The sequence below is a fragment of the Streptomyces sp. V4I8 genome (assembly GCF_041261225.1).
Lineage (GTDB): Bacteria > Actinomycetota > Actinomycetes > Streptomycetales > Streptomycetaceae > Streptomyces.
Map to the genome: position 1 here is coordinate 3009910 of NZ_JBGCCN010000001.1, position 25538 is coordinate 3035447.

Genomic DNA, 25538 nt, shown 5'->3' on the forward strand with positions numbered 1-25538 from the left:
ACCCCGTTCGTATGACGGCTCATGGCACGGTGTCCTCCACGAGGACCCGCGCCATCGTCCGTTCGGCGAGCGCGGTGATCGTCACGAACGGGTTCACCCCGATCGACCCGGGCACGAGCGAGCCGTCGGTCACGTACAGCCGCGCATACCCCTTCACCCGGCCGTAGTTGTCGGTCGCCTTCCCCAGCACGCAGCCGCCGAGTGGGTGGTACGTGAAGTCGTCGGCGAAGACCTTGTTGCCCGAGCCGAAGAGGTCGTACCGGTAGATCGTGGCGTTCGCCCGGTTGATCCGGTCGAACAGCTTCTTCGCCATGCCCACCGACACGGCGCTCTGCGCGGCACTCCACCCGAGCCGCACCGCGCCACTGGCCGAGTCGTACGAGAACGACGCGCGCTCCGGGTTCTTGGTGATCGCCAGATAGAGGCTGACCCAGTGCTCCAGTCCCGTGGGCAAAGGAGCGATCTCGGCGAAGACGGGGTTGGCGGTGTTGGCCCAGTCGTCGATGCCCATGACCGGCATGGTCGACTGGTTCGCCCCGACCGTGTCCCAGAGGTGGTTGGCCCGCCCGAGCATCACGTTGCCGTTGGTCCCCCACCCGGAGCCGACGCTCGCGTCCAGGGCCGGCAGTGTGCCCGACTCCCTTGCCCGGACCAGGAGTTCGGTGGTGCCGACGCTGCCGCCGCCGAGGAAGAGGTACGTACAGCCGTACTCCTTCGTCTCCACGACGGTCCCGGTGGCGTCGATCCGGTCGACGGCGAGGACGTATGTCCCGTCGGCCGCCCGGCTGATCGACTTCACCCGCTCCAGGGTGTGGATGGTGACGTTCCCCGTACCGAGCGCGGAGGCCAGGTAGGTCTTGTCGAGGGAGCGCTTGCCCTGGTTGTTGCCGTAGATGACCTCTCCCGCGAGCGCGGACTTCGTGGCCGTACCGGCGGCCTCGCGCTGCATGTACCCGAAGTCGTAGACGTTGGGCACGAAGGTGGTCTTCAGGCCGGCGTCGCTCGCGTGTTTGCGGGAGATCCGGGTGAAGCGGTACCACTCGGTCGACTCGAACCACGCCGGGTCGATGGTGTTGACGCCGAGCATGGCGCGGGCGCGCGGGAAGTAGGTGCCGTACATCTCCGCGGTGTCCACGGTCGGGAACTGCTCGGCGAAGTAGGACTGGAGCGGGGTGACCGCCATGCCGCCGTTGACCAGGGAACCGCCGCCGACGCCCCGGCCGACGTACACGGACATGTGGTCGTAGTGCACACGGTCCAGGACTCCCGGGTACGGGCTGATGTCCTTGTTGACCACGTCCAGCCACAGGAAGGTGGCGAGCGGGGCCTCGGTGCGGGTGCGGAACCACATGGAGCGCTGGTCGGGGTCGCTGGTGGAGCAGAAGACCTTGCCGTCGGGGCCGTTGGTGTTCCAGAGGCGGCCCATTTCGAGGACGAGGGTGCGGATGCCGGCCTGGCCGAGGCGGAGGGCGGCTACGGCGGCGCCGTAGCCGGAGCCGACGACTATGGCGGGGGCGGATTCGACTGCGTCGGGCTGGGCGGCTCGGGCGGACTGGAGGGCGATGCGGGTGAAGCCGAGGGTGGCCGCGGTCTGGAGGGCGGCCATTCCGAGGATTTGACGTCTTGTCAGCTGACGCTGCATCAGGTTTGATGTCATGTGCGCAGCATGTGCGGATTATTGGGTTCCGCCTAGGGCTCCGCCGGTAAAGCGGGGCGCCATCTGGGGTGGTGGGTCATCATCGGAGGCGACTGCGGGTTGGTTGTGGCTGGTCGCGCCCCGCGGCGGAGCCGCAGATCGATACAGGCCCGCGCCCCTTGGAGGTCAGCTGCACTACAGCAAGTTCTTCAACTGCTCTGCCAACAGGTCCCACCGCCACCTCTCCTCGACCCACTCCCGGCCCCGCTCGCCCATCCTCCGGCGCAGTTCGGCGTCTCCCAGGAGCGTGACGATGCGGTCGGCCGCCTCCTCGGGGGAGCCGCCCCTCACCACCCAGCCCGTCTCGCCGTCCAGTACGGCATCCGGTGCGCCGCCCGAGTCGCCCGCGACCACCGGCAGCCCGGTCGCCGACGCCTCCAGGTAGACGATGCCGAGACCTTCCACATCCAGCCCCCGCCGCCTCGTCCGGCACGGCATCGCGAAGACGTCGCCGGCGCCGTAGTGGGCGGGCAGTTCGGACCAGGGGACCGGGCCGGTGAAGTGGACGGAGCCGGTGACGCCGGTGTCGTGGGCGAGCTTGCGCAGGTCCTTCTCGTACGGCCCGCCCCCGACGATCAGCAGCACGGCGTCCGGCTCGGCGGCCAGGATGCGGGGCATGGCCTGGATCAGGGTGTCCTGCCCCTTGCGCCGGACCAGACGGGAGACGCAGACGACCACCGGCCGGTCCGTCAGGCCGAGCCGTGCCCGGACCTCGTCGCCGCCCGAGCCCGGGTGGAAGGTCTTCTCGTCGACCCCGGGCGGGAGCTGCACCATCCGCGAGGCCGCGGCCGGGGTCAGCGCGGTCGCGATCCGCGAGCGCGTGTACTCGCCCAGGTAGGTGATCGTGTCCGTCGCCTCCCCGATCCGCCCCAGCAGCTGCCGGGCCGCGGGCAGCTGGGCCCACCCCGCCTCGTGACCGTGGGTGGTGGCGACCAGCCGCTCGGCGCCCGCCTTGCGCAGGGCGGGCGCCATCAGGCCGAGCGGGGCCGCCGCCCCGAACCACACCGACGTACAGCCGTGCTCGCGCAGCAGCCCGACCGCGCGCCGGGTCGCCCCGGGCGTCGGCAGCAGCATCGCCGTACGGTCCCGTACGACCGTGAAGGGCTGCTCGGCGTCGAAGGCGGCGGTGGCCTCGATGCCCTCGCGGCTGCGCTTCCAGGTGGAGGCGTAGACGACCAGCCGCTCCGGGTCGAGCCGTAGCGCCATGTTGTGCAGGAACGCCTGGATGCCGCCGGGGCGGGGCGGGAAGTCGTTCGTCACGATCAGGGTCTTGTGCATCGCCGCCGACCTTACCGAAGCCGCTGTTCACAGCGGGGGCCCGGCCACGTGTGTGGCCCGCACACAGGTGGACACGACATCATGTTGCACTGAGGCGGGAAGCGAACGGCAGGGGTTCTGGTGGAGACGACGGGCACGCGGCGGTCCCTGGCGTGGCTTCTGGTCACCTGGGCCCTGACCAGGCTGGTTCTGCTGCTCTTCGTGTTCAAGGTGTACGTCTTCCCCGGCCCGGACGTCACCAGCGACGTGTCGGTGATCTACCAGGGCTGGTACGAGGTGCTGCGCACCGGAACGTTCCCGCTGGACGACGTCACCTGGCAGTATCCGCCGGCGGCCGCGCTGCCGGTCCTCTCCCCCGCGCTGGTGTTCTGGCTGGACTATTCGTCGGCGTTCTTCGTCCTCTGCTTCGTCGCCGACCTGGCCGTCCTGCTGCTCCTGCTGTACGTCGGCCTGCGCCCGGGGCGGACGCTGCGCGGGGCCTGGGTGTGGGTGGCGGGCGTACCGCTGCTCGGACCGACCGTGTACGCCCGCTACGACGTGATGGTCACCGGCGTCGCCGTGGCCGCGCTGCTCGCGGGTGCCCGGCATCCCCGGTTGATGGGCGCGCTGACGGCGTTCGGGGCGATGCTGAAGGTGTGGCCGGTACTGCTGCTGGTCGCGGCCCGCAGGCGGAGCGCCTGGGGCTCGGCGGCGCTGACCGCCGGCGGGCTGTCGGTGCTGTTCGCCGTCGCCATGCCCGGCGCCTTCGCGTTCCTGACCTTCCAGCGGGACCGGGGCACCGAGGTGGAGTCGCTGGGCGCGCTGGTGTTCCATGTGGCCCGGCAGTACGGCTGGGACGGTCAGGTGCTGCTGAACTACGGGTCGGTGGAGTTCCTCGGCCCGTATGTCGACGTCGTCAGCGGCGCCGCCCTGGCGCTGAGCGGGCTCGCCTTCGGCTGGCTGCTGCTGTGGCGGGTGCGGGCGAGGAGGTTCCTGCCGCACACCCTCGCGGACGCGGCGTTCGTGGCGGTGCTGATGTTCGTGACGACGAGCCGGGTGATCAGTCCGCAGTACATGGTGTGGCTGGTCGGGCTCGCGGCCGTGTGCCTGTGCTTCCGCGACAGCCGCATGAAGCTCCCCGTGGGGCTGGTCCTCGCGGCGTCCTTCGTCACGGTCCTGGAGTTCCCCGTGTGGTTCTCCCACGTCGTCGCCAGCGACGCCCTCGGCGTCACGCTCCTCTTCCTCCGCAACGGCCTGCTCGTCCTCGCCACGGTCCTCGCTGCCCGCGAGCTCTGGCGCTCGACGGTCACCCGGCCGGCCCCGCTCCCCGTACCGACCCAGACCCCCCGCACCAGGGAAACGTCCCTGCCGACCTGACGCACCCGAGTTTTCCTCGCCCCCGCCGCCCCTACCCGTCCCGTCCCTGGGGGCTCCCGCCCCCAGACCCCCGCTTTCGGCCCCTAAGGGGCCTCGTCCTCAAACGCCGGACAGGCTGAACACCCAGCCCCTCCGGCGTGGGGCGAATCCGTCCCTCAGGCCAGCTGTGCTCGCAGATACCCCCGCCACTCCCCCGTGAACTCCTCCAGCGATGTCCCGAGCACCTCGCTCAGAGCCCCCTCCACGGCCCCCGCCCTCCGCCCATGCGCCCCCACCGCCCGATAGAACTCGGCGAGTCTCACCTCACCCCAGCGGTCCGCGATCATCCGGCACGCCATCCACCCGCTCTCGTAGGCCCGCGCCAGATCACCCCCGTCACCGGTGAAACCGAAGTCCGCGTCGGCCGGAAGCTCCTCGGGCACCCGCCCCTCCGCCACCGCGCGATACAGCTCGGGCGCGGCCTGGGACGGGGAGCGGCCGCTGCCGAGGTAGCCGATCCAGTCGGCGTAGCCCTCGGAGAGCCACAGCGGGGTCGCGGCGCCGGTGTGGGCGCGGGTGGCGACATGGGTGGTCTCGTGGGTGAGGACGACCTGCTTGCCGGTACCGCCGAGGACGCCGTACGCGTCGGGGTTGACGATGATCCGGTCCGCGGGCGCGCTCGCCGGGGCGCCGGTCTCACCGGTGGTGACCGCGGCGATCCCGCGGTAGGAGGACGCGGGCGCACCCAGCAGCCCGGCCATCCCGGTCAGCGACTTCGGTACGAGGACGACGACGCGCCGCGGCCAGTCCGTGCCCCACGCCTGGGACACGGCCGGCACGGCGTGGTCCGCCAGCTCGGCGTACGAACGCAGGGCCACGTCGGACTGCCCGACCCCCAGGACGAGGCTGTCGTCACCCCGTACGACGCGCACCTCGCCCTGGTCCCACAGCTGCTGGGCGGAGCCCTTCGCGGGGCGCTCGGCGTCGACGTACCACCGGCCCTCCAGGTCGAGGCTCAGACTCAGGGTGCGGCCGACGCGGACGGGGGCCCGGTCGTAGCCCTGGACGCGATAGCGGAGCTCGGCCTCGGCGAGGGCGGTGTCGCCGGTGCGCCGCAGGCTGGTCAGGCGGTACGACCAGTCGGCGAGGGGCACCGCGCGCAGGTTGCCGTACCGGTCCTTGGCGCCCGTGCGCAGATACGCCGCCTCGTCGCGGTCGAGTATCGCGGCCGCCCGCCGGTCGAGGACGCGCTGTACCTCGCTCTTGGCGGTGTCGGCGGCGGGCCGCCCGCCGCAGCCCACCAGCGAGACGAGCAGCAGACAGAGCGCGATGACGACTCGCGTTCCCGACGCCCGTTTTCGACCAGCCATTTCCCGATCGTACGGCGGCGGAGGCGGGGAGGTCAGGCCCGCGTCAGACCCTGGTGACCGTCGCGCCCGGCATCATGCCCACCGGGTCGTAGCGCACCGGGGCGCCGGGGTAGGGCGCGTGGATCACCTGGCCGTTGCCGGCGTACATCCCGACATGGCTGGCGTCGGAGCGGTAGGTGACGACGTCACCGGGCTGGGCCTCGGAGAGCGGGACCTGCCGGCCGGCGTACCGCTGCCCCTGCGAGGTGCGCGGCAGGGAGACGCCGGCCTGGGCGTACGACCACTGGATCAGGCCCGAGCAGTCAAAGCCGGAGGGGCCGTTGGCGCCCCAGACGTACGGCTTGCCCAGCGCGGAGTGGGCGGCGGCGATGGCGGCGGCCGCACGGCCCGAGGGCGCGGCGAGGCTGCCGAAGTCGGGCATGACGTCACGGCCGGAGCGGGAGGTGCGGTCGTAGGCGGCGCGGTCGGACGCCGTGAGGGAGTTGAGGAGCCGGCGGGCCTGGGCGAGCTTGTGCTCGACGGTGCGCTTGTGGGCGGCGACGGTCTTGCGGCTCTTCTCGAGTTCGACGAGCTTTCCGGCCGCCTCGGCGCGCTCCTGGGCGATTTCGCGCATGGCGTCCTGGAGGTCCTTGAGCTCGTCGGCCTGGTGGGCGCTGATCCGGGCGATCCGGGCGGCCCGGTCGAGGTAGTCCTCCGGGTCGTCGGAGAGCAGCAGGGCGAGGGAGGGGTCGAGGCCGCCGGAGCGGTACTGGGCGCCGGCCAGCGAACCGAGGGCGTCCCGCATGGTGTTGATGTGCTCCTGCTGCCGGGCGATCCGGTCCTGGGCGTCGTTCACCTGCTCCCGGAGCCTGTCGGCGCGCTCGTCGGCCTTGTTGTAGGCCTCGGTGGCCTTCTCGGCCTCCTCGTAGAGACGGTCCACCTTGGCCCGGGTGTCGTCGTGCGGCGCGGCCGTGGCCGGTACGACCCCGATGGCCGCGGCGGCGGCCGACATGACGCAGAGGGCTGCGTTGGCGCCCCGGTCGAACCCGGGCGATACAAGGCGGCGATGGGACCCCACGGGAAGCCGCTCTCCTTCCGCTGACGACAAGGACCTTCCCCCTGCGAGGGGGAAACGCGGCAGACAGTAGCTCCGTGCCGGGGTGTCGACCAACGACCGCGGCGGGCACACAAAGTGACGCCCCGCCTCTGACGCAGGTCATGGGCGGGGCGCGGGGTCAGCGAGACTTGTCGTGATTCGCCCGTTCGGGCGGCACGTCGTGTTGATCTTGCGGACGTTCGGGCGGGATCAGATCCGGACGCCGAACTGGAACGGCATGTTGTTGATCGACTCGTAGCGGACGACCGTGCCGCTGCGCGGGGCGTGCAGCACCTGGCCGTTGCCCGCGTAGAGGCCGACGTGGTGCAGGTCGCCGTAGAAGATGACGAGGTCACCGACCTTGAGTTCGCTCATCGACAGGCGGGTGCCGGCGTTGGCCTGGGCCTGCGAGGTGCGCGGGATGGAGACGCCGGCCTGGGCGTAGGCCCAGGAGGTCAGGCCCGAGCAGTCGTAGGAGGCGGTGCCGGTGGCGCCGTAGACGTACGGCTTGCCGATCTGGCTCTGGGCGGCCTGGAAGGCGGCCATGGCCCGGCCGGAGGCGGATCCGACGTTGCCGAGGTCCACGCGGTCGGCGGCGGAGCGGCTGGCGCGCTGCTCCTCGGCGGCGAGGGCGGCCTTCTCGGCGGCGGTCAGGGTGTTGAGCAGCTTCTGGGCCTCGGCGAGCTTGGCCTGGACCTGCTTCTTCTTCTTGCCCAGTTCGGTGCGGGTGGAGGCGAGGTCCTTGAGCTTGTCGGACGCCTCGGCGCGCTGCTGGGAGAGTTCGCGCTGCTTGCCCTGGATCTTCTTCAGCGAGTCGACCTGCTGGGCGCTCAGCTGGTCCATCGTGGACGCCTTGTCCAGGTAGTCGTCCGGGTCGGACGACAGGAACAGCTGGACGGAGGAGTCGATGCTGCCCGTGCGGTACTGGGCGGCGGCCGCGAGGCCCATCGTGTCGCGCAGCTCGTTGAGCTCTTCCTGGCCGCGGGCGACGTTGTCCTGGATGGTGGAGATCTCCTTCTGGAGCTTCTCCTGCTTCTCCTTGGCCCCGTTGTACTTCTCGGTGGCCTGCTCGGCCTCCTCGTAGAGCTTGTCGACCTTGGCCTTTACCTCGTCCTTGCTCGGCTTCTCGCTGGGCGCCGCGTTGGCGGCCTGCGAACTGATGGCCACGGCAGCAGCGGCGGCGGTGGTCAGCACGGTCACACGTGCTCGGCTCGGCTGCTTGGGTCGACGGTGGGACGCCACGGAGGTGAACTCCTTCTTCTGAGTGATCACCCGCTCGGAGGTTCGACGCCAGACCCTAGTGACCCAGTTGTGATCAGATCAAATCCTCACACGAAAATTCTCGTCACACCCGTCATTCTTTACACACAACTCACATCGTGTGACGCGGGCTTGACACTACGTTGCCCGGGGGTTATGTCAATTCGGGCATTGCGCCTGTACGTTGGCGTTTCAGGACAGCCGCTTGAGAAGCACCGCAGAAGCCACCGGGCGGGCGCCGGCCCGGGCGACCCCGTCCGCCACCTCGCGGTCGGTCGAGGCGACGATGACCGGACGGCCCGGCGGCTCGGCGCGCACCAGCTGGCGGATCAACTCGTCCGCGGTCACGCCCGGCTTGGAGAACAGCACCCGCACCCCGCGCGGCGGCGCGAGCAGCACCGGGGCGGCCAGCTCGGCCCCGTCGAAGACACAGGTCACCTCGGCGCCGGTCTGCGCGGCGAGCTGTGAGAGCTGGCCGAGCAGCCGCAGGCGCTGCTTCTCCAGCGGCATCTGGGGATAGCCGGTCTTGGTGACGTTGTAGCCGTCGACGACCAGATGCGCCTGCGGCAGCGCGAGGAGTTGGTCGAGGATCGCGGGGTCGTTCTCGGACAACGCCCGTGCGGCGATGTCCTTCGGGGTCATTCGTCCCGGTTCGACCGCGTCCACGGTCTCGGCGGGCCGCACGGAGACCGGCGGCAACGCCAGTTCGCGGCGCAGCCCTTGAGCGGAGTCCAGCAGGGTGTCCAGGAGCAGCCGTACGCGCATGTCCTCGACGCTGCGCCCCTCGCGGGCCGCCCGGCGCGTGGCCTCCAGGGCGGCCTCGGCCTCCCCGAGCCGCGCCCTGAGCCGCCGGGTCTCGCTCTCGGCCGCGGAGACCTGGGCATGGCCCTCGGCGCGTACGGTCTCGATCTCGCCCTGGACCTTGCGCAGGGCCGCCTCGCCGCGCTTGACGTCACTGAGCGCCGACCGCAGCTTGCGGTGCAGCGACTCGGCTTCCTTCTTCGCCGCGTCCAGCTCGGTGCGCAGCCGCTCGGTCTCGGCCCGGGTGTGCTCACGGGCGTGGGCGAGCTCCTCGCGCAGCCGCTCCAGCTCGGCGCGGTTCTCCTCGTCGGCGCGCTCGGCGTCGGCCCGCTGGGCCTCCTCGCCGGCCGCGGTGACCAGCTTGACCCAGCCGGTGGGCCGCAGAACATAGGCCGCGGCCGCCACGTCGAGCGGGTCCGCGGCCGGAGGCGCCGAGCCTGAGTCGAGAGCGCCGGAGAGCTCCGGCTGGGCCTCTCTGAACTTCTCCCCGATGCGCTGGCGGAACAGCGGATCGGTCTCCAGCGCGGTCGCCATGGCGTTGCCGGCGAACTTGGCCCGGCGGTTCGGCGCGAATCTGGCGTACTGCCGAAGCTGTGCGGGCAGTTCGCCGACGGTCAGCCCGCCGAACCCGTCGGACACGATCTGTACGACTCTGCGCCGTACACCGTCGGGCAGCGGACGGTCGAGCACCTCGGCGGCGCCGTCGCCCGGCCCCCCGCCTTGTGTCTCCACCATCCGTCACACCCCAATACTGTGCGGGGCCGGCTCCTGTCAGGAGCCGGCGCCCGGCCTGTCCACGAGTTCCACCTTGTCCACGGCGTTGCACCAGCGGCAGCGCACCGACTCGATGGTCTCACTGAGCACCTCGCGCTCCTCGACCTTCGGCTCACCGGCCAGATCGAGGTGGACGTACTCCACGACCTTGGACGAGCGCGTCACGTCGAAGCGCGTGAGGTTGCCGCAGAGGGTGCAGCGCCACCGCGTCGTGTCGGTCGGCAGGGGAACCGTCATCGTGACTGTGCTCTTTCCTTCTAGGCCTTCTATTGTCCGCGACGCCCCGAGCTCCCCGGAGCGTGTGGCTCGTTACCCTACGGCCTGGCGGGTACTCGCCGCCCGTCCGTCCACGGCGGCGAGGCGGTCTGCGCGGGTGCGTCCGGTTACGTCATGCTCTGTATTCATGATCGGCAACTGGAGCGTGGCGCGTTTCGGGGCTCGGTTCGCCAAGGCGGGCCGATCGGTGTTCCGGGCGTCGGCGCCGGTGACGTATGCCCTGATCGCCCTGTGCTGCCTGCTCTTCCTGATCGGTCCGGCGGCGGGGCTGAATCCGGCCTACGGCTCCGGCGACGGGCTGCTCGCCGCGCAGCGGGCCTACTTCCACCGCTGGGGTGTGGTGCCCGCGGAGCTGTTCGAGGGCGCGCCCCGGGCCGCCCTCACGCCCGCCACGGCCCTCTTCGTGCACGGCAGCTGGGTGCACCTGCTCGGCAACATGCTCTTCCTCTACGTCTTCGGCGTGATGACCGAGGAACGGATGGGTCACGTCCAGTTCACGCTCTTCTATCTGGGCTGCGGCTATCTGGCGCTGCTGGGTTACGCGGCCGCCAACGACGGCTCCACGCAGTCCCTGGTCGGCGCGTCCGGGGCGATCTCGGCGATCCTCGGCGCGTTCCTGTTCCTCTTCCCCGGGGCGCGTGTGACAAGCCTGCTGCCGTTCCTGCTCTTCCTGCCGCTGCGCTTCCCCGCGTGGGTCGTGCTGCCCTTCTGGGCGGGCCTGCAGTGGGTGGCGGCGGGGCGTGCGGACCAGGGGCCGGGGGTGGCGTATCTGGCGCACCTGGTGGGCTTCGGACTGGGCTTCGGCTACGCGTGGGCCCGCTTCAGGCCTACGACTAGAGTGAAGGCCGCCCCAGCTCCGGCCTCCCAGGGAGAGAACCAGCCGTGATCACCGCGATCGTCCTCATCAAGACCAGCGTGGACCGGATTCCCGAGATCGCGGAGCGGATCGCTTCGCTGGAGAGCGTCACCGAGGTCTTCTCGGTCACCGGGACGTACGACCTGATCGCCATGGTGCGGGTGAAGCAGCACGAGGATCTCGCCGAGGTCATCCCCGGCCGGATCAGCAAGATCCCCGGTGTCGAGGGGACCGACACGCACGTGGCGTTCCGTACGTACTCGCAGCACGACATCGAGGCCGCGTTCGCCATCGGCCTGGACAGCTGAGGCACCCGCGGCTGCCCGCGGCCGCGGCCCGAAGATGAAGAGTTCCTCATCCTGGGCTCATCCTCGCCACCCGTTGCCAAGGGCAGGCTCGGTCGCATGGTCTTCTCGCACCGGATCGCGGCCCTGGTCGCCGTAGTGGCGATTCCGCTGGGCATCGCCGCGACCAGCTTCGCCCTCACCGACACCCCGGAGTCCCCCAAGGTCCCGGCCAAGGTGGAGCTGGACAGCGGCTCCCCCACCCCGACGCCCACCCGGCCCGCACCGACGCCGAGCGACGAGGTCGTCTCCCGGCCCCCGGTGACCGACAGCCCCGCGAGTGACGACGATGACGACGCCCCCGGCCGGGAGACCTCGGACGACGACCGCGGCGAGCCCGGGGACGACGGCTGAGCGTTCCGCGCGGCCGTGAGGAACGGTGCCTTGTGGCGACACCCCCCAGCCCCGTGCGTCGGCGGATTACCGCCCGGGTCCGGATCCTGCTCTGGCTGCTGTTCGTCATGGCCGTCGGGCTCGTGTCGGTGGCGACGACCACGCGCTCGATCCTGCTGCGGGACGTCGATCACCGGGCGAACGGGCTGCTCGCTCAGGAGGCCGGTGAGTTCGCCAACTTCGAGGAGCGGGGCGTCGACCCGGAGACCGGCCGGCCGTTCACGGATCCGTCGCGGCTGCTGGTCGAGTTCCTGGTGCGGCAGTACGCCGACCCCGACGAGGAGCTGATCGGCCTGGTGGGCCGCCCGGGCACGACCCCGGCGCAGTTCCGTCAGCCGCGCGAGATCCCCGTGGCCGTTCCCCTGCACCGGGACGCCGACGCCCGTCGCCGTATCTTCGACTCGCCCGACGCCACGGGCACACTGCACCGGGCGTCCGGCGAGATCCGCTGGGCCAAGGTCACCGTCGCCCGGGCCGGCGGCGAGACGGAGGCCGCGTTCGTCGTCGCCTTCCACCCCGGACGCGAACAGGCCGCGGTGAACGAGGAGTTCCGTATCCTGCTCGCCATCTCCGGGGTCGCCCTGCTGATGACGACCGGGATCGGCTGGGCGGTCGCGGGGCGGATCCTCAAGCCCGTACGGCTGGTGCGCACCGCGGCGGCGCAGCTCACCGAGCAGGACCTCACCCGCCGTATCCCGGTGCACGGGCGGGACGACATCGCCGCGCTCGCGGAGACGTTCAACGACATGCTCGACCGGCTGGAGCGCGCCTTCGCCGCCCAGCGCGAGTTCGTCGACGACGCGGGCCACGAGCTGCGCACGCCGATCACCATCGTGCGCGGCCATCTGGAGCTGATGGGTGACGACCCGGCCGAGCGCGAGGAGACGATACGGCTGGTCACCGACGAGCTCGACCGGATGAGCCGCATCGTCGAGGACCTGCTGCTGCTCGCCAAGGCCGAGCGCCCCGACTTCGTCACCCCGGAGCCGGTCCAGCTCGCCGAACTCACCGCCGACGTCTACGTCAAGGCCCGCACCCTCGGCGAACGGGACTGGCAGCTCGCCGAGGTGGCCGACGTCGAGGCCGAGCTGGACCCGCAGCGCATCACCCAGGCGATGGTCCAGCTCGCCCAGAACGCCGTGCAGCACACCACGCCCGGCCAGACCGTCCGGATCGGCTCCCGCGCCGACGGGCCGGGCGTCGAGCTGTACGTCGCCGACTCCGGGTGCGGTGTCCAGCCGCAGGACGGCGAGGTGATCTTCGAACGGTTCCGGCGTGGCACGTCCCGGCGCGGTGCCCGGGGCTCCGGCGCCGGGCTCGGCCTGTCGATCGTCCGGGCGATCGCGGAGGCGCACGGCGGCCGGGTCCGGCTGCGCGACACCGACGGCGGCGGCGCCACCTTCGTACTGGCACTGGGAGAGGCACACACGTGAACCGCATTCTCATCGTCGAGGACGAGGACAGGATCGCCTCCTTCGTCGAGAAGGGCCTGCGCTCCAACGGCTTCACCACGACCGTCGTCGGCGACGGCGACGCCGCCTACGAGTACGCGCTGACCGGCGGTTTCGATCTGGTGGTCCTGGACATCGGGCTGCCCGGCCGGGACGGCTTCACGGTGCTGCGCGAACTGCGCGAGGCCCGCGTGACGGTCCCGGTGATCGTGCTGACCGCGCGGGACTCCGTACGGGACACGGTGGCCGGTCTGGAGGGCGGCGCCGACGACTGGATGACCAAGCCGTTCCGCTTCGAGGAACTGCTCGCACGGGTGCGCCTACGGCTGCGTACGGCGGCCCGGGCGCCCGAGGTGACGGTGCTGCGGTCGGGCTCGCTGACCCTGGATCTGCGCACGCGGCGGGCGCGGGCCGACGAGCGGACCGTGGATCTGACGGCCCGTGAATTCGTGCTCCTGGAGCTGTTCCTGAGGCACCCGGGGCAGGTACTGTCCCGCGAGCAGATCCTGTCGCACGTGTGGGGCTACGACTTCGACCCCGGCTCCAACATCGTGGACGTGTACGTGCGGGCGCTGCGCAAGAAGCTCGGGGCCGAACGGGTCGAGACCGTGCGGGGCGTGGGGTACCGCCTCTCCGCGTGAAGTCTCCGGTCCGGGTGAAGTCTCCCGGCCGCGTGAAGTCTCCTTCATGTACGGCTCATCGAGGGCTCACCGCCCGGGTGAACCCTCGATGACGTGACCCTGAACCTCCGCCTGGGCGCCGCCCTCTGCGTGGCGCTCTCCCTGTGCGCGCTGCTCGTCGTGCCCGGCAACTTCCCGGGACTCGGCGCCGACGCCCGCCTCACCCTCGCCGTGTTCGCCCTGGCGACCTGCGCCTGGATCGCCACCCCGGTCGACGACACCTACATCGCGCTGGGTGCGGGGCTCGCCCTGACGGTGACCGGGGTGATCAGCAGCGACACGCTCTTCGGCACCCTCGGCGACTCGACGGTGTGGCTGCTGATCTGCGCCTTCGTGCTGGCGGCCGCGGTGACCCGGACGGGGCTCGCGGGGCGGGCGGCGGCGTTCCTGGTCGGCGGGGCGCGCACCGTACGGCAGCTCGTGCACCTCACCACGGCCGCCCTGGTCGTCACGGCGTTCGCGGTGCCGGCCACCTCGGGGAGGGCCGCCCTCGCGCTGCCGGTGTTCCTGGCGCTCGCCAAGGTGCTGGCCGACCGGAAGCGACTGGTGGTGATGCTGGCGCTGCTGTTCCCGACCGTGATCCTGCTGTCGGCGGTGGCGACCCTGATCGGGGCCGGTGCGCATCTGATCACCGTGTCGGTGCTGTGGCAGGCCACGGGTGACCGGATCGGCTTCACCGAGTGGCTGCTGCTCGGCCTGCCGCTGGCCGTGGCCTCGTCCCACCTGGCCGCCGAGGCCGTACTCCTGACGACGACCCGGCGCGCGGACCGCAAGGGCGCCGTGCGCATCACGCCCGAGCAGATCCAGGAGCACAGCGACGACCCGGTCACCGGCCCCTGGTCGCAGGCCGAGAAGCGGTGCGCGCTGCTGCTCGGCACGGTCGTCGTGCTGTGGTGCAGCGAGCCGCTGCACCGGGTGCCGCCCGCCGTGGTGGCGCTGATCGGCGCGGTGGTGGCGGCCTCGCCGGCCCTGGGCACCGTGCGTCTGAAGGACGCGCTGAAGACGGTGCCCTGGGCGCTGCTGCTGTTCATGGCCGCGACGATGGCGATGGGCGTGGCGCTCGCCGACTCGGGGGCCGCGAAGTGGCTGGTCGACGAGCTTCCCGGTGGGGTCGGCCCGGTGTGGTTCCTGATCGTCGTGATCGCGATCAGTACGGCGGCCCACCTGGTGCTTCAGTCCCGCTCGGCCCGTTCGTCGGTGCTGGTGCCGCTGGTGGTCGCGGCGGCGGTGGGGGCGGGGGTGAATCCGGTCGCGGCGGCGCTTGCGTCCACTGCGGCGGCGGGGTTCTGTCACACCCTTCCGGCTTCCGCCAAGCCGGTGACGCTCTTCTCCGACCTTCCCGGAACGCCGACGTATACCTCGCGCGACCTGTTGCGGCTGTCGGCTGTCTTGGCTCCGCTGACTGCCGGGCTCGTTCTGCTGTTCACCGTGGCGGTGTGGCCGCTGCTCGGCGTTCCCGTGACGCGATGAGAGTGCCGCGAATCGTTGTCGGTTGTCTGCTGCGCCGTCGTGGCTGGTCGCGCCCACGCGGCGGAGCCGCATATGTCACAGCCCCGCCCCCCTCAAAGGAGGGGCGTTGCCCTTCCCTGACCTGCTTAGGAGCCCACTGATGCTGACCCGCGTCGTCGTAGCCCCCAGTGGCTTCAAGGAGTCCCTGTCCGCCCAGGCCGCCGCCGAGGCCATCGCGGACGGTGTCCGGCGGGTGCTGCCGGACACCGTGCTCGACCTGATCCCCCTGGTGGACGGGGGCGAGGGCACCGCCGCCGCGTTGGCCGCCGCCACCGGTGGCCGACTCGTCGCGCTGCCCGCGACCGGCCCCGTCGGCGAGACCATCGGCGCGCACTTCGCGCTGCTCGGTTCCGGCGAGGGGGACACGGCGGTCGTGGAGATGGCCGCGGTGGCGGGCCTCTCCCTCGTCCCCCACTCCCTGCGCGACCCCGGCGCCACGACGACGTACGGCGTCGGCGAGCTGATCCGCGCCGCGCTCGACACCGGCGTACGGCGCGTCCTGATCGGCTGCGGCGACTCGGGTACGTCCGACGGGGGCGCCGGCGCGCTGCAGGCCCTCGGCGCCCGGCTGCTGGACGCCGACGGCTTCGAACTCCCCCACGGAGGGCGCGAGTTGACGCGGCTCGCCCGGATCGACCCGTCCGGCCTGGACCCCCGCCTATGGGACGTCGAGCTGCTCGTCGCCTGCAACCCGTACAACGTGCTGTGCGGCGAGCGCGGCGTGGCCCGTGTCTTCGGCCCGCAGAAGGGGGCGACGCCCGCGCAGGTGGAGGAACTGTCGGCGGGGCTGGAGAACTGGGCGCGGGTCCTCACCCGTGACCTGGGGGTTGTGGGCACCGACCTGTACGCCGGTCCCGGCACCGGTGCGTCCGGCGGCCTGGGCGCGGGTCTCGCCGCGCTGGGCGCCCGGCTGCTCCCCCGCTTCGACGTGCTCCTGGACCACCTGGACCTGGACGCCCGCCTCGCCCGCGCCGACCTGGTCGTCACCGCCGAGGGCGCGCTGGACCACCAGACGCCCCGCGGCAAGGTCCCGGCCGAGGTGGCCCGCCGGGCCAAGCTGTACGGCCGCCCGGTGCTCGTGCTGGCGGGCACGCTGGGCGAAGGCGCCCACGACGTGCCGGGCGTCGACGCGTTCAGCGGGATCCTGCCGGCGCCGATGGCCCTGGCGGAGGCCCTGGTGCGGGCCTCCGAACTCCTCACGGACGCCACGGAACGCGCCCTGCGGATGATCCTGCTGGGCGCCCGGCTACCGGCTCACGCGGAGGTGTCCGGCACGCAACGGCCGTCCTCCGTGCGGTAGTTCCACCGGGCGCCGTCCGTGACGAGCTCCTTCACGGCGTTCACGAACCGCTCGACGTGCTCGTCCGGCGTACCCGCCCCGAAGCTCACCCGGATCGCGTTGAGGGACTTCTCCCCGGGCGCCGCCTCCGGGGCACCGCACTCGCCCTGCGTCTGCGGGTCGCTGCCGAGCAGGGTGCGGACCAGGGGGTGGGCGCAGAACAGGCCGTCGCGCACCCCGATGCCGTACTCGGCGGAGAGGGCCGCGGCGAAGTGGGAGCTGTTCCAGCCGTCGACGACGAAGGAGATCACGCCGACACGCGGGGCGTCGTCACCGAAGAGGGAGAGGATCCGGACCTCGGGCACCTCGGCGAGGCCAGCCCGCACCTTCTCGATCAGATACTGCTCGCGCGCGACCAGGTTGTCGAAGCCGGCCTCGGTGAGGGCCTTGCAGGCGGAGGCGATGGAGTAGGCACCGATGACGTTCGGGGAGCCGGCTTCATGCCGGGCGGCGCTCTCGTGCCACTCGACGTCCACTCCCCCGTCCTCACGCCGGGTGACCTTGCGGCTGGCGCCGCCGCCCGCGAGGTACGGCTCGGCCTCGCGAAGCCAGTCGGCGCGGCCGGCCAGGACGCCCGAGCCGAACGGGGCGTACAGCTTGTGGCCGGAGAAGGCGACCCAGTCGACGTCGAGGTCCTGGACGCTCACCGCGTGGTGCGGGGCCAGCTGGGCGGCGTCGAGGACGACCCGTGCGCCGTGCGCGTGGGCGGCGGCTGCCAGCTCGCGGACCGGCCACAGCTCGCCGGTGACGTTCGAGGCGCCGGTCACGCAGACCAGGGCCGGGCCGTAGGGGTCGCGGTCGGCGAGGGCGCGCTCCAGGGTCTCGACGGCCTGGCGCGGGGTGCGGGGCGCGTTGAGGTAGGTGACGCGGGCGTCGCGCCAGGGCAGCAGGGAGGCGTGGTGCTCGGTCTCGAAGACGAAGACCTGGCAGTCGGCCGGGAGGGCGGCGGCGAGGAGGTTCAGCGAGTCGGTCGTGGACCGGGTGAACACGACCTGGTCGGTGTCCCGGCAGTCGAGGAACTCGGCGACCGTCCTGCGGGCGTTCTCGAACAGGTCCGTGGAGAGCTGGGAGAGGTAGCCGGCACCGCGGTGGACGCTGCCGTAGTACGGCGCGTAGGCGGCGACGTCGTCCCAGACGCGCTGGAGGGCCGGGGCGCTGGCCGCGTAGTCGAGCGCGGCGTAGGTGACCTCGCCGCCGGTGACGAGCGGGACGGTGACATCACTGCCCAGAACGGGCAGCGGGGTGCAAACGGACTGGTCGGCGGCAGCGGTGGAGACAGACATGGCGAACTCCCGTGAGAGGCATGCGAGTTGAAGGCATGCGGAGAAGAGAAGAAGGGTGCGCGGAGGCGGGGCTCGGCGGCCCTATCGCATTCGCTTGCTCACGGAAGACTCCCTCGAACGACCAGGACCCCTGGTTTCGAGAGGGGCCCGCGCTTGCCGTAGACCTCGCTGCCTACGGCCTGGTCTTCACCCGGGGCACCCCGCCACGGACGGAGGGTTGCCGGACAGTCGGCCGGGGCCTCATGACTGTCACTCATGACCTGGTCCAACATCCTGCCATACGATCTTCGATGCGCAAGGGCGCAGTCCGGATCCTGGACTGCGCCCTGCGTCACATGGTGCCGGCTCAGGCGTTGCTGGCCGCCACCCACCGCTCCAGCGTCCGCTTCGCCGCACCCGAGTCGACCGACTCCGCCGCCCTCGCCATCCCGAGCCTGATCTGCTCCGTGAGCGGGTCGTCCGTGGGCTCCAACGCCACGAGCGCCGCAGCCGAGTTGAGCAGTACGGCGTCCCGCACCGGCCCTGTCTCGCCGTCCAGGAGACGCCGGGCGACCTCCGCGTTGTACGACGCGTCCGCGCCGCGCAGCGCCTCCACGGGGACCAGCTCGATGCCGACGTCGCGCGGGTCGAAGGCCTCCTCGGTCACCTTGCCGTCGCGGACCACCCACACCTTCGACGTGGCCGTCGTCGTCAGCTCGTCGAGGCCGTCGTCACCGCGGAACACCAGGGCGGACGAGCCGCGCTCGGCGAGTACGCCGGCGATGAGCCCCGCCATCCGGGTGTCGAAGCAGCCGACGGCCGAGGCGGTGACGCGGGCGGGGTTGGTCAGCGGGCCGAGGAGGTTGAACGAGGTCGGGATGCCGAGGTCCCGTCGTACGCCGCCGACGAACCGCATCGAGGGGTGGAACTTGGCGGCGAAACAGAAGGTGATGCCGGCCTCGTCCACCACCCGCGCCACGCCCTCCGGCGACAGGTCCAGGTTGATGCCGAGCTTCTCCAGCACGTCGGAGGAGCCGCTCGCGGAGGACGACGCGCGGTTGCCGTGCTTGACGACCTTCGCCCCGGCGCCCGCGATCACGATGGCGGACATGGTCGAGATGTTGACCGTCTTGGCCCGGTCGCCGCCCGTGCCGACGATGTCGACGGCCGGGCCGGGGATGTCCAGCGGCTGCGCGTGGGCGTACATCGCCTCGACGAGACCGTTGATCTCCTCGACCGTCTCGCCCTTGGCCCGCAGGGCCACCATGAAGCCGGCGATCTGCGCGTCCGAGGCCTCGCCGGTCATGAAGCGGTCCATCGCCCAGGCCGTGTCGCCGGCGCTCAGGTCCTGTCCGCCGAGCAGGGCACTCAGCACCTCGGGCCAGGAACGGCCCGCCGCGGTGTCGCCTCCAGCGGGGGTCACAGCGCTCATCAGCCGCTCCTGGGTCAGTTGTGGTGTCCCGCACTACGGGACGCGAATCTCAACGGGTCCACCCTATCCAGCACCGGGGTACGGAGAAGCGCCCAGTCCGAACACCGGACGACTCCTCGTCTCCCCGCACGGCGAAGGGCCCCGTCCGCAACCGGACGGGGCCCTTCAACCGTGGCGTGGCTGACAGCGATCAGTGGTGGCCGTGGCCGCTCGTGATCTCCTTGTACTCCTCGACGGTGGGCTTCGGGATCTGGCCGTCCTCGTCGAAGTAGGACTTGCTGAGCTTGGCGCGCAGCTTCTCGGAGCCCTTCACCTTGCGCTCGACGCCGTTCTCGTCGACCGTCGGGCCGATCTCGAGCGGCTTGTACTGCTCGTGCGCGGTGAGGGTGTGCAGCGCGTCCTGGCTGAGCGGCTCGTGCACCTCGATGAACTCACCGTGCGGCAGGCGCTTGATGATGCCCGACTCGCGGCCGTGCAGCACCTTGTCCTTGTCCCGGCGCTGGAGGCCGAGGCAGATCCGCTTGGTGATGATGAACGCGAGGACCGGTCCGACGAAGAAGCCGATCCGGACGAACCAGGTGACCGCGTTGATCGACAGGTGGAAGTGGGTGGCCCACAGGTCGTTGCCACCACCGACCAGGCCGATCATGTACACCGTGACCCAGGCGACACCGAACGCGGTACGCGTCGGGGCGTTGCGCGGGCGGTCCAGGATGTGGTGCTCGCGCTTGTCGCCGGTGACCCAGGACTCGATGAACGGGTAGACCGCGATGGCCATCAGTACCAGGCCGAAGAGGACCAGCGGGATGAACACACCCAGGACGAGCGTGTGACCCCAGAAGTTGATCTCCCAGCCCGGCATGTAGCGGACCAGACCCTCGGCGAAGCCCATGTACCAGTCGGGCTGGGCGCCCGTGGACACCTGGTCCGGACGGTAGGGACCCATGGCCCAGATCGGGTTGATCTGCGCCACCGCCGCGATGACCGCGATGACACCGAAGACCAGGAAGAAGAAGCCTCCGGCCTTGGCCATGTAGACCGGCAGCAGCGGCATGCCGACGACGTTCTTGTTGTTCTTTCCGGGGCCCGCGAACTGCGTGTGCTTGTGGTAGAAGACCAGGATCAGGTGGCCGACCACCAGGCCGAGCATGATGCCCGGCAGCAGCAGGATGTGGATCGAGTAGAAGCGGGCCACGAAGTCGACGCCCGGGAACTCGCCGCCGAAGAGGAAGAACGAGATGTACGTGCCGACGACCGGCATGGACAGGATCGCGCCCTGGGTGAAGCGGACACCGGTGCCGGAGAGCAGGTCGTCCGGGAGCGAGTAGCCGGTGAAACCGGTGAACATGCCCAGGACGAACAGCAGGAAGCCGAACAGCCAGTTGATCTCACGCGGCTTGCGGAACGCGCCCGTGAAGAACACGCGCATCATGTGCACGAACATGCCGGCGAGGAAGATCAGCGCCGCCCAGTGGTGGATCTGCCGGATCAGCAGACCACCGCGCACGTCGAAGGAGATGTGCAGCGTGGAGCTGAACGCCTCCGACATGAGCTGTCCCTGCAGCGGGACGTAACTGCCGTGGTATTCCACCTCGTTCATCGACGGGTGGAAGAACAGCGTCAGGTACACACCCGTGAGGATGATGATGATGAAGCTGTAGAGGCAGACCTCGCCCAACATGAACGACCAGTGGTCGGGGAAGATCTTGCGCATGTTGGCCTTGGCCAGGGAGTAGATCCCCAGTCGGCCGTCCGCCCAGTCGGCGACGCGCTCGCCGGCCGGTGCCTTCCCGCGCGAGCGGGACTCGGTGGTCTCTGTGGTGCTCATCCGCGCTCCCAGAATGCAGGACCGACGGGCTCTTCGAAGTCGCCGAGCGCCTCGAGGTAGCCCTCGTCGTTCACGCCGATGCGCAGCTGCGGCAGGGCGTGGCCGGCGGGGCCGAAGATCACTCGGGCACCGTCGGAGAGGTCGAAGGTGGACTGGTGGCAGGGGCAGAGCACGTGGTGCGTCTGCTGCTCGTACAGGGAGATCGGGCAACCGACGTGGGTGCAGATCTTCGAGTACGCGACGATGCCCTCGTGCGACCACTCGAGCTCGCGCTTGTCCTTGATGTCGTCGGGCTGGAGCCGGACGATCATCAGGGCGGCCTTGGCGATCTCGTTCTGGAAGTCGTGGTCGTGCTCCTCCAGGCCCTCCGGCTTGGCGAAGGTGAGGGAGCCGACCGCGACGTCCGAGGGACGCAGCGGCTCGTCGGTGTTCATGTTGACGAGCAGCTTGCCCTTGGACCACAGGGTGTGGCGCAGCTTCGTCCCGGGCAGCGGGCCGAGGTCACGCAGCAGGACCACGCCGGAGAGCGGGAACAGCGCCAGCGCGCCGAACATCGTGTTGCGGATCAGCTTGCGGCGGCCGAGCGCGGACTCCTTGGCGCCCTGCTTGAAGTCGGCCATGACCTTGGCCTTGACCTCGGGCTCCGCCGCGATCGGGTGCCGCTCGTCGGCGACCTCCACGTCGGACATCAGGGTGCGGGCCCAGTGGACCGCGCCCGCGCCGATGCAGAACAGCGCCGTACCGAGGGTCAGCCCCAGCGCGAAGTTCAGCGCGTTGAGGTGACCGATCGGGAAGACGAAGACCGACTTGTCGTGCGGGATCGTGACGAACGAGGCGATGAAGCCGACGGTGGCCAGCATCGACACCGTGAACAGCAGGGCGACCGTGCGCTCGGACCGCCTGGCGGCCCGCTCGTCGATGTCCTGGATCCGGTGCTCGTGGGGCGGCAGGCCGGGGTCGGCGAAGGGGTGCTTCTCGTCCGCTACCGCGACGGTGGTGTCCTGCTCAGCGGGCAGGTTCTCTTCTGGAATGTCTTGGCTACTCATGACTTCTTGGCCTTTGCGGTCCGAGCGGCGACCCAGACGGCGACCGCGATCAGTGCACCGAGCCCGAAGATCCAGGCGAAGAGGCCCTCACTGACCGGCCCGAGGCCGCCCAGCTCCAGACCACCCGGGTTGACCGTCTCGTCGCTGTTGACCGCGTGCAGGTACGCGATGATGTCCTTCTTGTTCTGCTCCGACAGCGTGGTGTCGGGGAACGACGGCATGTTCTGCGGGCCGGTCTGCATGGCCTCGTAGATGTGCTTCGGGTCGACACCCTCGAGGGTCGGGGCGAACTTGCCCTTCGTCAGCGCGCCGCCCTTGCCGGTGAAGTTGTGGCACTGGGCGCAGTTATTGCGGAAGAGCTCGCCGCCCTTGGCGATGTCCGCGCCCTCGGGGCCGTACTGCTCCTCGGTCGGGACGGACGGACCGGCGCCCAGCGAGGCGATGTACGCCGCGAGCTGGTCGATCTCGGCCTGCGAGTAGATGTTCTTCTTCTTCGGGACCTGGGCGCCCTGGGAGGTGGCGGCCGGCATACGGCCCGTCGAGACCTGGAAGTCGACGGCGGCGGCGCCGACGCCCACCAGGCTCGGCCCGTCGGAGGTGCCCTGACCGCCGGTTCCGTGGCAGCTGGCGCAGCCGACGGTGTAGAGCTTCTTGCCCTCTTCGATGGTGAGGGACTGGGCGGTTTCCTCGGCCTGCGCCTTCTTCGTGGGGACGAAGACGGCGTACAGAGCCCCCGTGCACGCCAGCGCGAGGAGTAGGACGACGACCGCCGCCAGCGGATGGCGTCGTCGTGCGGAGAGCTTTTTCACGGATTACCCCGGTGTCAGGATCTTCTGCGTCGATGCTTCTGGTATGTGCGTTGTGGAACGCGCGCGGGATCGGGCCCGGCTACTTGATCATGTAGATCGTGGCGAAGAGGCCGATCCAGACGACATCGACGAAGTGCCAGTAGTAGGACACGACGATCGCGGCGGTCGCCTGCTCGTGCGTGAACCTCTTCGCCGCGTAGGTGCGGCCGAGGACGAACAGGAAGGCGATGAGGCCGCCCGTCACGTGCAGGCCGTGGAAACCGGTGGTCAGGTAGAAGACCGAGCCGTAGGGGTCGGACGAGAGCGAGAGGCCCTCGTGCTTGACCAGCTCGGTGTACTCGTACACCTGACCGCCGATGAAGATCGCACCCATGATGAAGGTGACGATGAACCAGCCCCGGAGCTTCTTCACGTCGCCGCGCTCGGCGGCGAAGACGCCGAGCTGGCAGGTGAGGGAGGAGAGCACCAGGATCGTGGTGTTCGTCGCCGAGAACGGGAAGTTCAGGGCGGCCGCCTTCTCGTGCCAGAAGTCCGGACCGGTCACCGATCGCAGGGTGAAGTACATCGCGAAGAGGGCCGCGAAGAACATCAGCTCGGAACTCAACCAGATGATGGTTCCGACGCTGGTGAGGTTCGGTCGGTTGACCGACGGGTGCGCGTGACCCTTGTCTACTGTCGTTGCTGTCGCCACGACCGACATTATGTCGGTCGCTTATCCCGCCCTCACTCCGGGGGGTGCCGTTCGGAGTGTCTTCCCCGTTCATACCGGTGTTGACGTGGTGTTCAAGGGAGTAGCATCCGGCCCAACGGGCCTGTCCTTACGACGCTGACGTCACGGAGGAACAATGCAGCCGACCGCCACGGTGCTGGTCTACAGCGACAACTCCAACACCCGCGAGCAGGTGAGGTTGGCCACCGGGCGCCGGCCCGCTCCGGACGTGCCGGTCGTGCAGTTCGTGGAGTGCGCGACGCCGGCCGCGGTGGTGCGCGAGCTGGACAAGGGGGGCATCGACGTCTGTGTGCTGGACGGTGAGGCCGTGCCCTTGGGGGGCATGGGGGTCTGCCGGCAGATCAAGGACGAGGTGTTCAACTGCCCGCCGGTGCTGCTGCTGATCGGGCGGCCGCAGGATGCGTGGCTGGCCACGTGGAGTCGGGCTGAGGCGGCTGTGACGCTGCCTGTGGAGCCGGTGGAGTTCGCGGGGGCGTTGGCTTCTCTGTTGCGTACGAAGAGGCTTGCGAGCGCCTGAGAGCTCGGGGGTACGCCTATGCGGGCGGCTGCGGGTCCCATGTGGCTGGTCGCGCCCACGCGGCGGAGCCGCAGATCGATACAGCCCCGCCCCTCTGAGAGGCGCGGCCCTGGAGGGCGATTCAGATGCTCTGCGGCCTCAGCCTGGCCCTCTCGGCGGGGCTTGGTCCGTCCGGGGTGCCGCCCACCAGGGCACTGCCGTCGCGCCAGTTCTGCCAGGGCAGGTTCCAGTCGCCGAAGCCGTTGCCGAACGGTTCCATCGTGTTGCCGAACGAGTTGACGACCTTGACGATGTCGCCCTCGCGGACGTTCTCGAAGAACCAGGCGGCGTTGGCGGTGCTCATGCCGGTGCAGCCGTGGCTGACATTGGCGTAGCCCTGGGAGCCGACCGACCAGGGGGCGGCGTGGACGTATTCGCCGCTCCAGGTCACGCGGGTGGCGTAGTAGACCGGTAGGTCGTACGAGTCCGCGGAACCCTCCGCTATGCCGACGGTCGTGCCGCGCATGCGTACGAAGTACTCCTTGCCCAGTACGACCTTGACGCCGTTACGGGTCTCGAAGCCGGGCTTGCCGGTCGTGACGGGGATCGACCTGACCTCCTCGCCGTTGCGGTAGAGCGTCAGCTGGTGGGTCGCGGCGTCGGTGACGGCGATGACCTGGTCGCCGATGGTGATGCGCAGGGGCTTGACCTTGCCGCCCCAGAGGCGGTCGCTGATCTTGATGCCGTCGAGGTTGCTGCGGGCCTGGATGACGGCGCCCGCGGGCCAGTACTCCTGGGGGCGGTAGTGGAGCTTTTTGTCGTCCACCCAGTGCCAGTTGCCGTCGACGGCGGGGGTGGAGTCGACCTTGAGGGCACGCTCGACGATCGCCCGCTGGTTCTTGTCCTTGATGGGCTGGCTCAGTTCGGCGGTGACGGGCTGGCCGACGCCGTAGGTGCCCGCCTTGGGGCCGAAGGTGACCGTCAGGTGCTTCTGGCTGGTCGGCTTGCTGGTGTCGAAGGTGAGGACCTTGCGGCCGGGGGCGCCGTCCTCGTCCTCGGTGCTCACGCGGACCGTGTAACGGGCGTTGGCGGCGAGCGGGGAGGTGCTGTGCCAGCGGGTGCCGTCGGCGGAGAGTTCGCCCGCGACATAGCGTCCTGCGGCGTCTCTGGCGGTGACGTCCGTGATCCGGCCGTCGGAGTCCTCGGCGGTGATCTCCAGGGGCTTGTCGGGGTCGGCCTTCCGGCCGTCGCCCGCGGGGCCGTTGAAGGCGATCTGGTCGGCCGCGTCATAGGGCTCGGCGGACAGCGGGTTGCCCTCGCTGCTGCAGCCGGCGGCGCTCACGCCTATCGCGACCAGCAGCAGCGAGCAGCCTATGACGGTGCTCGTACGCGGTGTTTTGCTCATGGCCTCACGCTAGGAAGCCGCGTCACCCACGGCGCGCCGGATAGGGCGTTCGAGTGACATCCGTTGCTCCAATAGCGGGAGCCCGGACACTCC

General features: G+C 70.5%; 23 protein-coding genes and 1 riboswitch. Of the genes, 9 read left to right on the plus strand and 14 right to left on the minus strand.

What is annotated here, in order from left to right:
* Positions 1–19 precede the first annotated feature (19 nt).
* The gene (locus ABIE67_RS13675; RefSeq protein WP_370256763.1) at positions 20–1606 is read right to left on the minus strand and encodes a GMC oxidoreductase; all 1587 of its coding nucleotides are present in this window, start codon (positions 1604–1606) and stop codon (positions 20–22) included.
* 225 nt (positions 1607–1831) lie between these two features.
* The gene (locus ABIE67_RS13680; RefSeq protein WP_370256764.1) at positions 1832–2974 is read right to left on the minus strand and encodes a glycosyltransferase family 4 protein; all 1143 of its coding nucleotides are present in this window, start codon (positions 2972–2974) and stop codon (positions 1832–1834) included.
* Between the two features lie 120 nt (positions 2975–3094).
* On the opposite strand from ABIE67_RS13680, the gene ABIE67_RS13685 reads away from it, so the two are divergent.
* Positions 3095–4330, plus strand: coding sequence for a glycosyltransferase 87 family protein (locus ABIE67_RS13685; protein WP_370256765.1), 1236 nt, complete (start codon positions 3095–3097; stop codon positions 4328–4330).
* A 155-nt stretch (positions 4331–4485) separates the two neighbouring features.
* Here ABIE67_RS13685 and ABIE67_RS13690 read toward each other — a convergent pair whose 3' ends face one another.
* The 5 genes from ABIE67_RS13690 to ABIE67_RS13710 form a co-directional block, all read right to left on the minus strand.
* Positions 4486–5679: a hypothetical protein gene (locus tag ABIE67_RS13690; protein WP_370256766.1), complete on the minus strand. Its 1194-nt coding sequence runs from the start codon at positions 5677–5679 to the stop codon at positions 4486–4488.
* 43 nt (positions 5680–5722) lie between these two features.
* Entirely contained in the window at positions 5723–6736 is a 1014-nt protein-coding gene (locus ABIE67_RS13695; RefSeq protein WP_370256767.1) for an NlpC/P60 family protein, read from the minus strand.
* A 228-nt stretch (positions 6737–6964) separates the two neighbouring features.
* Complete coding sequence (locus ABIE67_RS13700; protein ID WP_370268557.1) at positions 6965–7996, minus strand: NlpC/P60 family protein; 1032 nt, start codon at positions 7994–7996, stop codon at positions 6965–6967.
* 210 nt (positions 7997–8206) lie between these two features.
* Positions 8207–9550: an NYN domain-containing protein gene (locus ABIE67_RS13705; protein ID WP_370256768.1), complete on the minus strand. Its 1344-nt coding sequence runs from the start codon at positions 9548–9550 to the stop codon at positions 8207–8209.
* 36 nt (positions 9551–9586) lie between these two features.
* Positions 9587–9826 carry a hypothetical protein gene (locus tag ABIE67_RS13710; protein WP_217209432.1) on the minus strand — a complete coding sequence of 80 codons (240 nt, stop codon included), beginning with the start codon at positions 9824–9826 and terminating at the stop codon, positions 9587–9589.
* A gap of 166 nt (positions 9827–9992) precedes the next feature.
* On the opposite strand from ABIE67_RS13710, the gene ABIE67_RS13715 reads away from it, so the two are divergent.
* From ABIE67_RS13715 to ABIE67_RS13745, 7 genes are all read left to right on the plus strand, one after another.
* Positions 9993–10751 (plus strand): rhomboid family intramembrane serine protease, encoded by a 759-nt coding sequence (locus tag ABIE67_RS13715; RefSeq protein WP_370256769.1) that lies wholly within the window; start codon positions 9993–9995, stop codon positions 10749–10751.
* Positions 10748–11029, plus strand: coding sequence for an Lrp/AsnC family transcriptional regulator (locus ABIE67_RS13720; protein WP_048585175.1), 282 nt, complete (start codon positions 10748–10750; stop codon positions 11027–11029). The genes ABIE67_RS13715 and ABIE67_RS13720 overlap by 4 nt, the downstream gene beginning before the upstream one ends.
* A gap of 96 nt (positions 11030–11125) precedes the next feature.
* The gene (locus ABIE67_RS13725) at positions 11126–11419 is read left to right on the plus strand and encodes a small secreted hydrophilic protein (protein ID WP_370256770.1); all 294 of its coding nucleotides are present in this window, start codon (positions 11126–11128) and stop codon (positions 11417–11419) included.
* Positions 11420–11526: 107 nt separating this feature from the next.
* Positions 11527–12891 (plus strand): ATP-binding protein, encoded by a 1365-nt coding sequence (locus ABIE67_RS13730; protein ID WP_370268562.1) that lies wholly within the window; start codon positions 11527–11529, stop codon positions 12889–12891.
* A complete protein-coding gene (locus tag ABIE67_RS13735) occupies positions 12888–13550 on the plus strand; it encodes a response regulator transcription factor (protein ID WP_030047679.1) in 663 nt (220 codons plus the stop codon). Before ABIE67_RS13730 ends, ABIE67_RS13735 begins: the two co-directional genes overlap by 4 nt.
* A 93-nt stretch (positions 13551–13643) precedes the next feature.
* Positions 13644–15059 (plus strand): SLC13 family permease, encoded by a 1416-nt coding sequence (locus ABIE67_RS13740; RefSeq protein WP_370256771.1) that lies wholly within the window; start codon positions 13644–13646, stop codon positions 15057–15059.
* Positions 15060–15198: 139 nt separating this feature from the next.
* Positions 15199–16398: a glycerate kinase gene (locus tag ABIE67_RS13745; RefSeq protein ID WP_370256772.1), complete on the plus strand. Its 1200-nt coding sequence runs from the start codon at positions 15199–15201 to the stop codon at positions 16396–16398.
* Here the strand turns inward: ABIE67_RS13745 and ABIE67_RS13750 are convergent.
* The 6 genes from ABIE67_RS13750 to ABIE67_RS13775 all read right to left on the minus strand — a co-directional run bounded on the left by ABIE67_RS13750 (position 16353) and on the right by ABIE67_RS13775 (position 23514).
* On the minus strand, positions 16353–17720 hold the full coding sequence (locus ABIE67_RS13750; protein ID WP_370256773.1) for an aminotransferase class V-fold PLP-dependent enzyme: 1368 nt from the start codon (positions 17718–17720) through the stop codon (positions 16353–16355). The two genes, ABIE67_RS13745 and ABIE67_RS13750, sit on opposite strands and share 46 nt — an antisense overlap.
* Before the next feature lie 144 nt (positions 17721–17864).
* Positions 17865–17981, minus strand: a riboswitch (SAM riboswitch).
* 85 nt (positions 17982–18066) lie between these two features.
* On the minus strand, positions 18067–19131 hold the full coding sequence (gene trpD / locus ABIE67_RS13755) for an anthranilate phosphoribosyltransferase (RefSeq protein ID WP_370256774.1): 1065 nt from the start codon (positions 19129–19131) through the stop codon (positions 18067–18069).
* Positions 19132–19321: 190 nt separating this feature from the next.
* Entirely contained in the window at positions 19322–20959 is a 1638-nt protein-coding gene (locus ABIE67_RS13760) for a cytochrome bc complex cytochrome b subunit (protein ID WP_370256775.1), read from the minus strand.
* Entirely contained in the window at positions 20956–22005 is a 1050-nt protein-coding gene (locus ABIE67_RS13765) for a Rieske 2Fe-2S domain-containing protein (RefSeq protein ID WP_370256776.1), read from the minus strand. The genes ABIE67_RS13760 and ABIE67_RS13765 overlap by 4 nt, the downstream gene beginning before the upstream one ends.
* Positions 22002–22814 (minus strand): c-type cytochrome, encoded by an 813-nt coding sequence (locus ABIE67_RS13770; RefSeq protein ID WP_370256777.1) that lies wholly within the window; start codon positions 22812–22814, stop codon positions 22002–22004. The genes ABIE67_RS13765 and ABIE67_RS13770 overlap by 4 nt, the downstream gene beginning before the upstream one ends.
* Before the next feature lie 79 nt (positions 22815–22893).
* A complete protein-coding gene (locus ABIE67_RS13775; RefSeq protein ID WP_370256778.1) occupies positions 22894–23514 on the minus strand; it encodes a heme-copper oxidase subunit III in 621 nt (206 codons plus the stop codon).
* A 145-nt stretch (positions 23515–23659) separates the two neighbouring features.
* Here ABIE67_RS13775 and ABIE67_RS13780 point away from each other — a divergent pair, with 145 nt between their 5' ends.
* Complete coding sequence (locus ABIE67_RS13780) at positions 23660–24061, plus strand: hypothetical protein (protein ID WP_370256779.1); 402 nt, start codon at positions 23660–23662, stop codon at positions 24059–24061.
* Between the two features lie 121 nt (positions 24062–24182).
* Here ABIE67_RS13780 and ABIE67_RS13785 read toward each other — a convergent pair whose 3' ends face one another.
* A complete protein-coding gene (locus ABIE67_RS13785) occupies positions 24183–25445 on the minus strand; it encodes an Ig-like domain-containing protein (RefSeq protein WP_370256780.1) in 1263 nt (420 codons plus the stop codon).
* Positions 25446–25538: the final 93 nt, after the last annotated feature.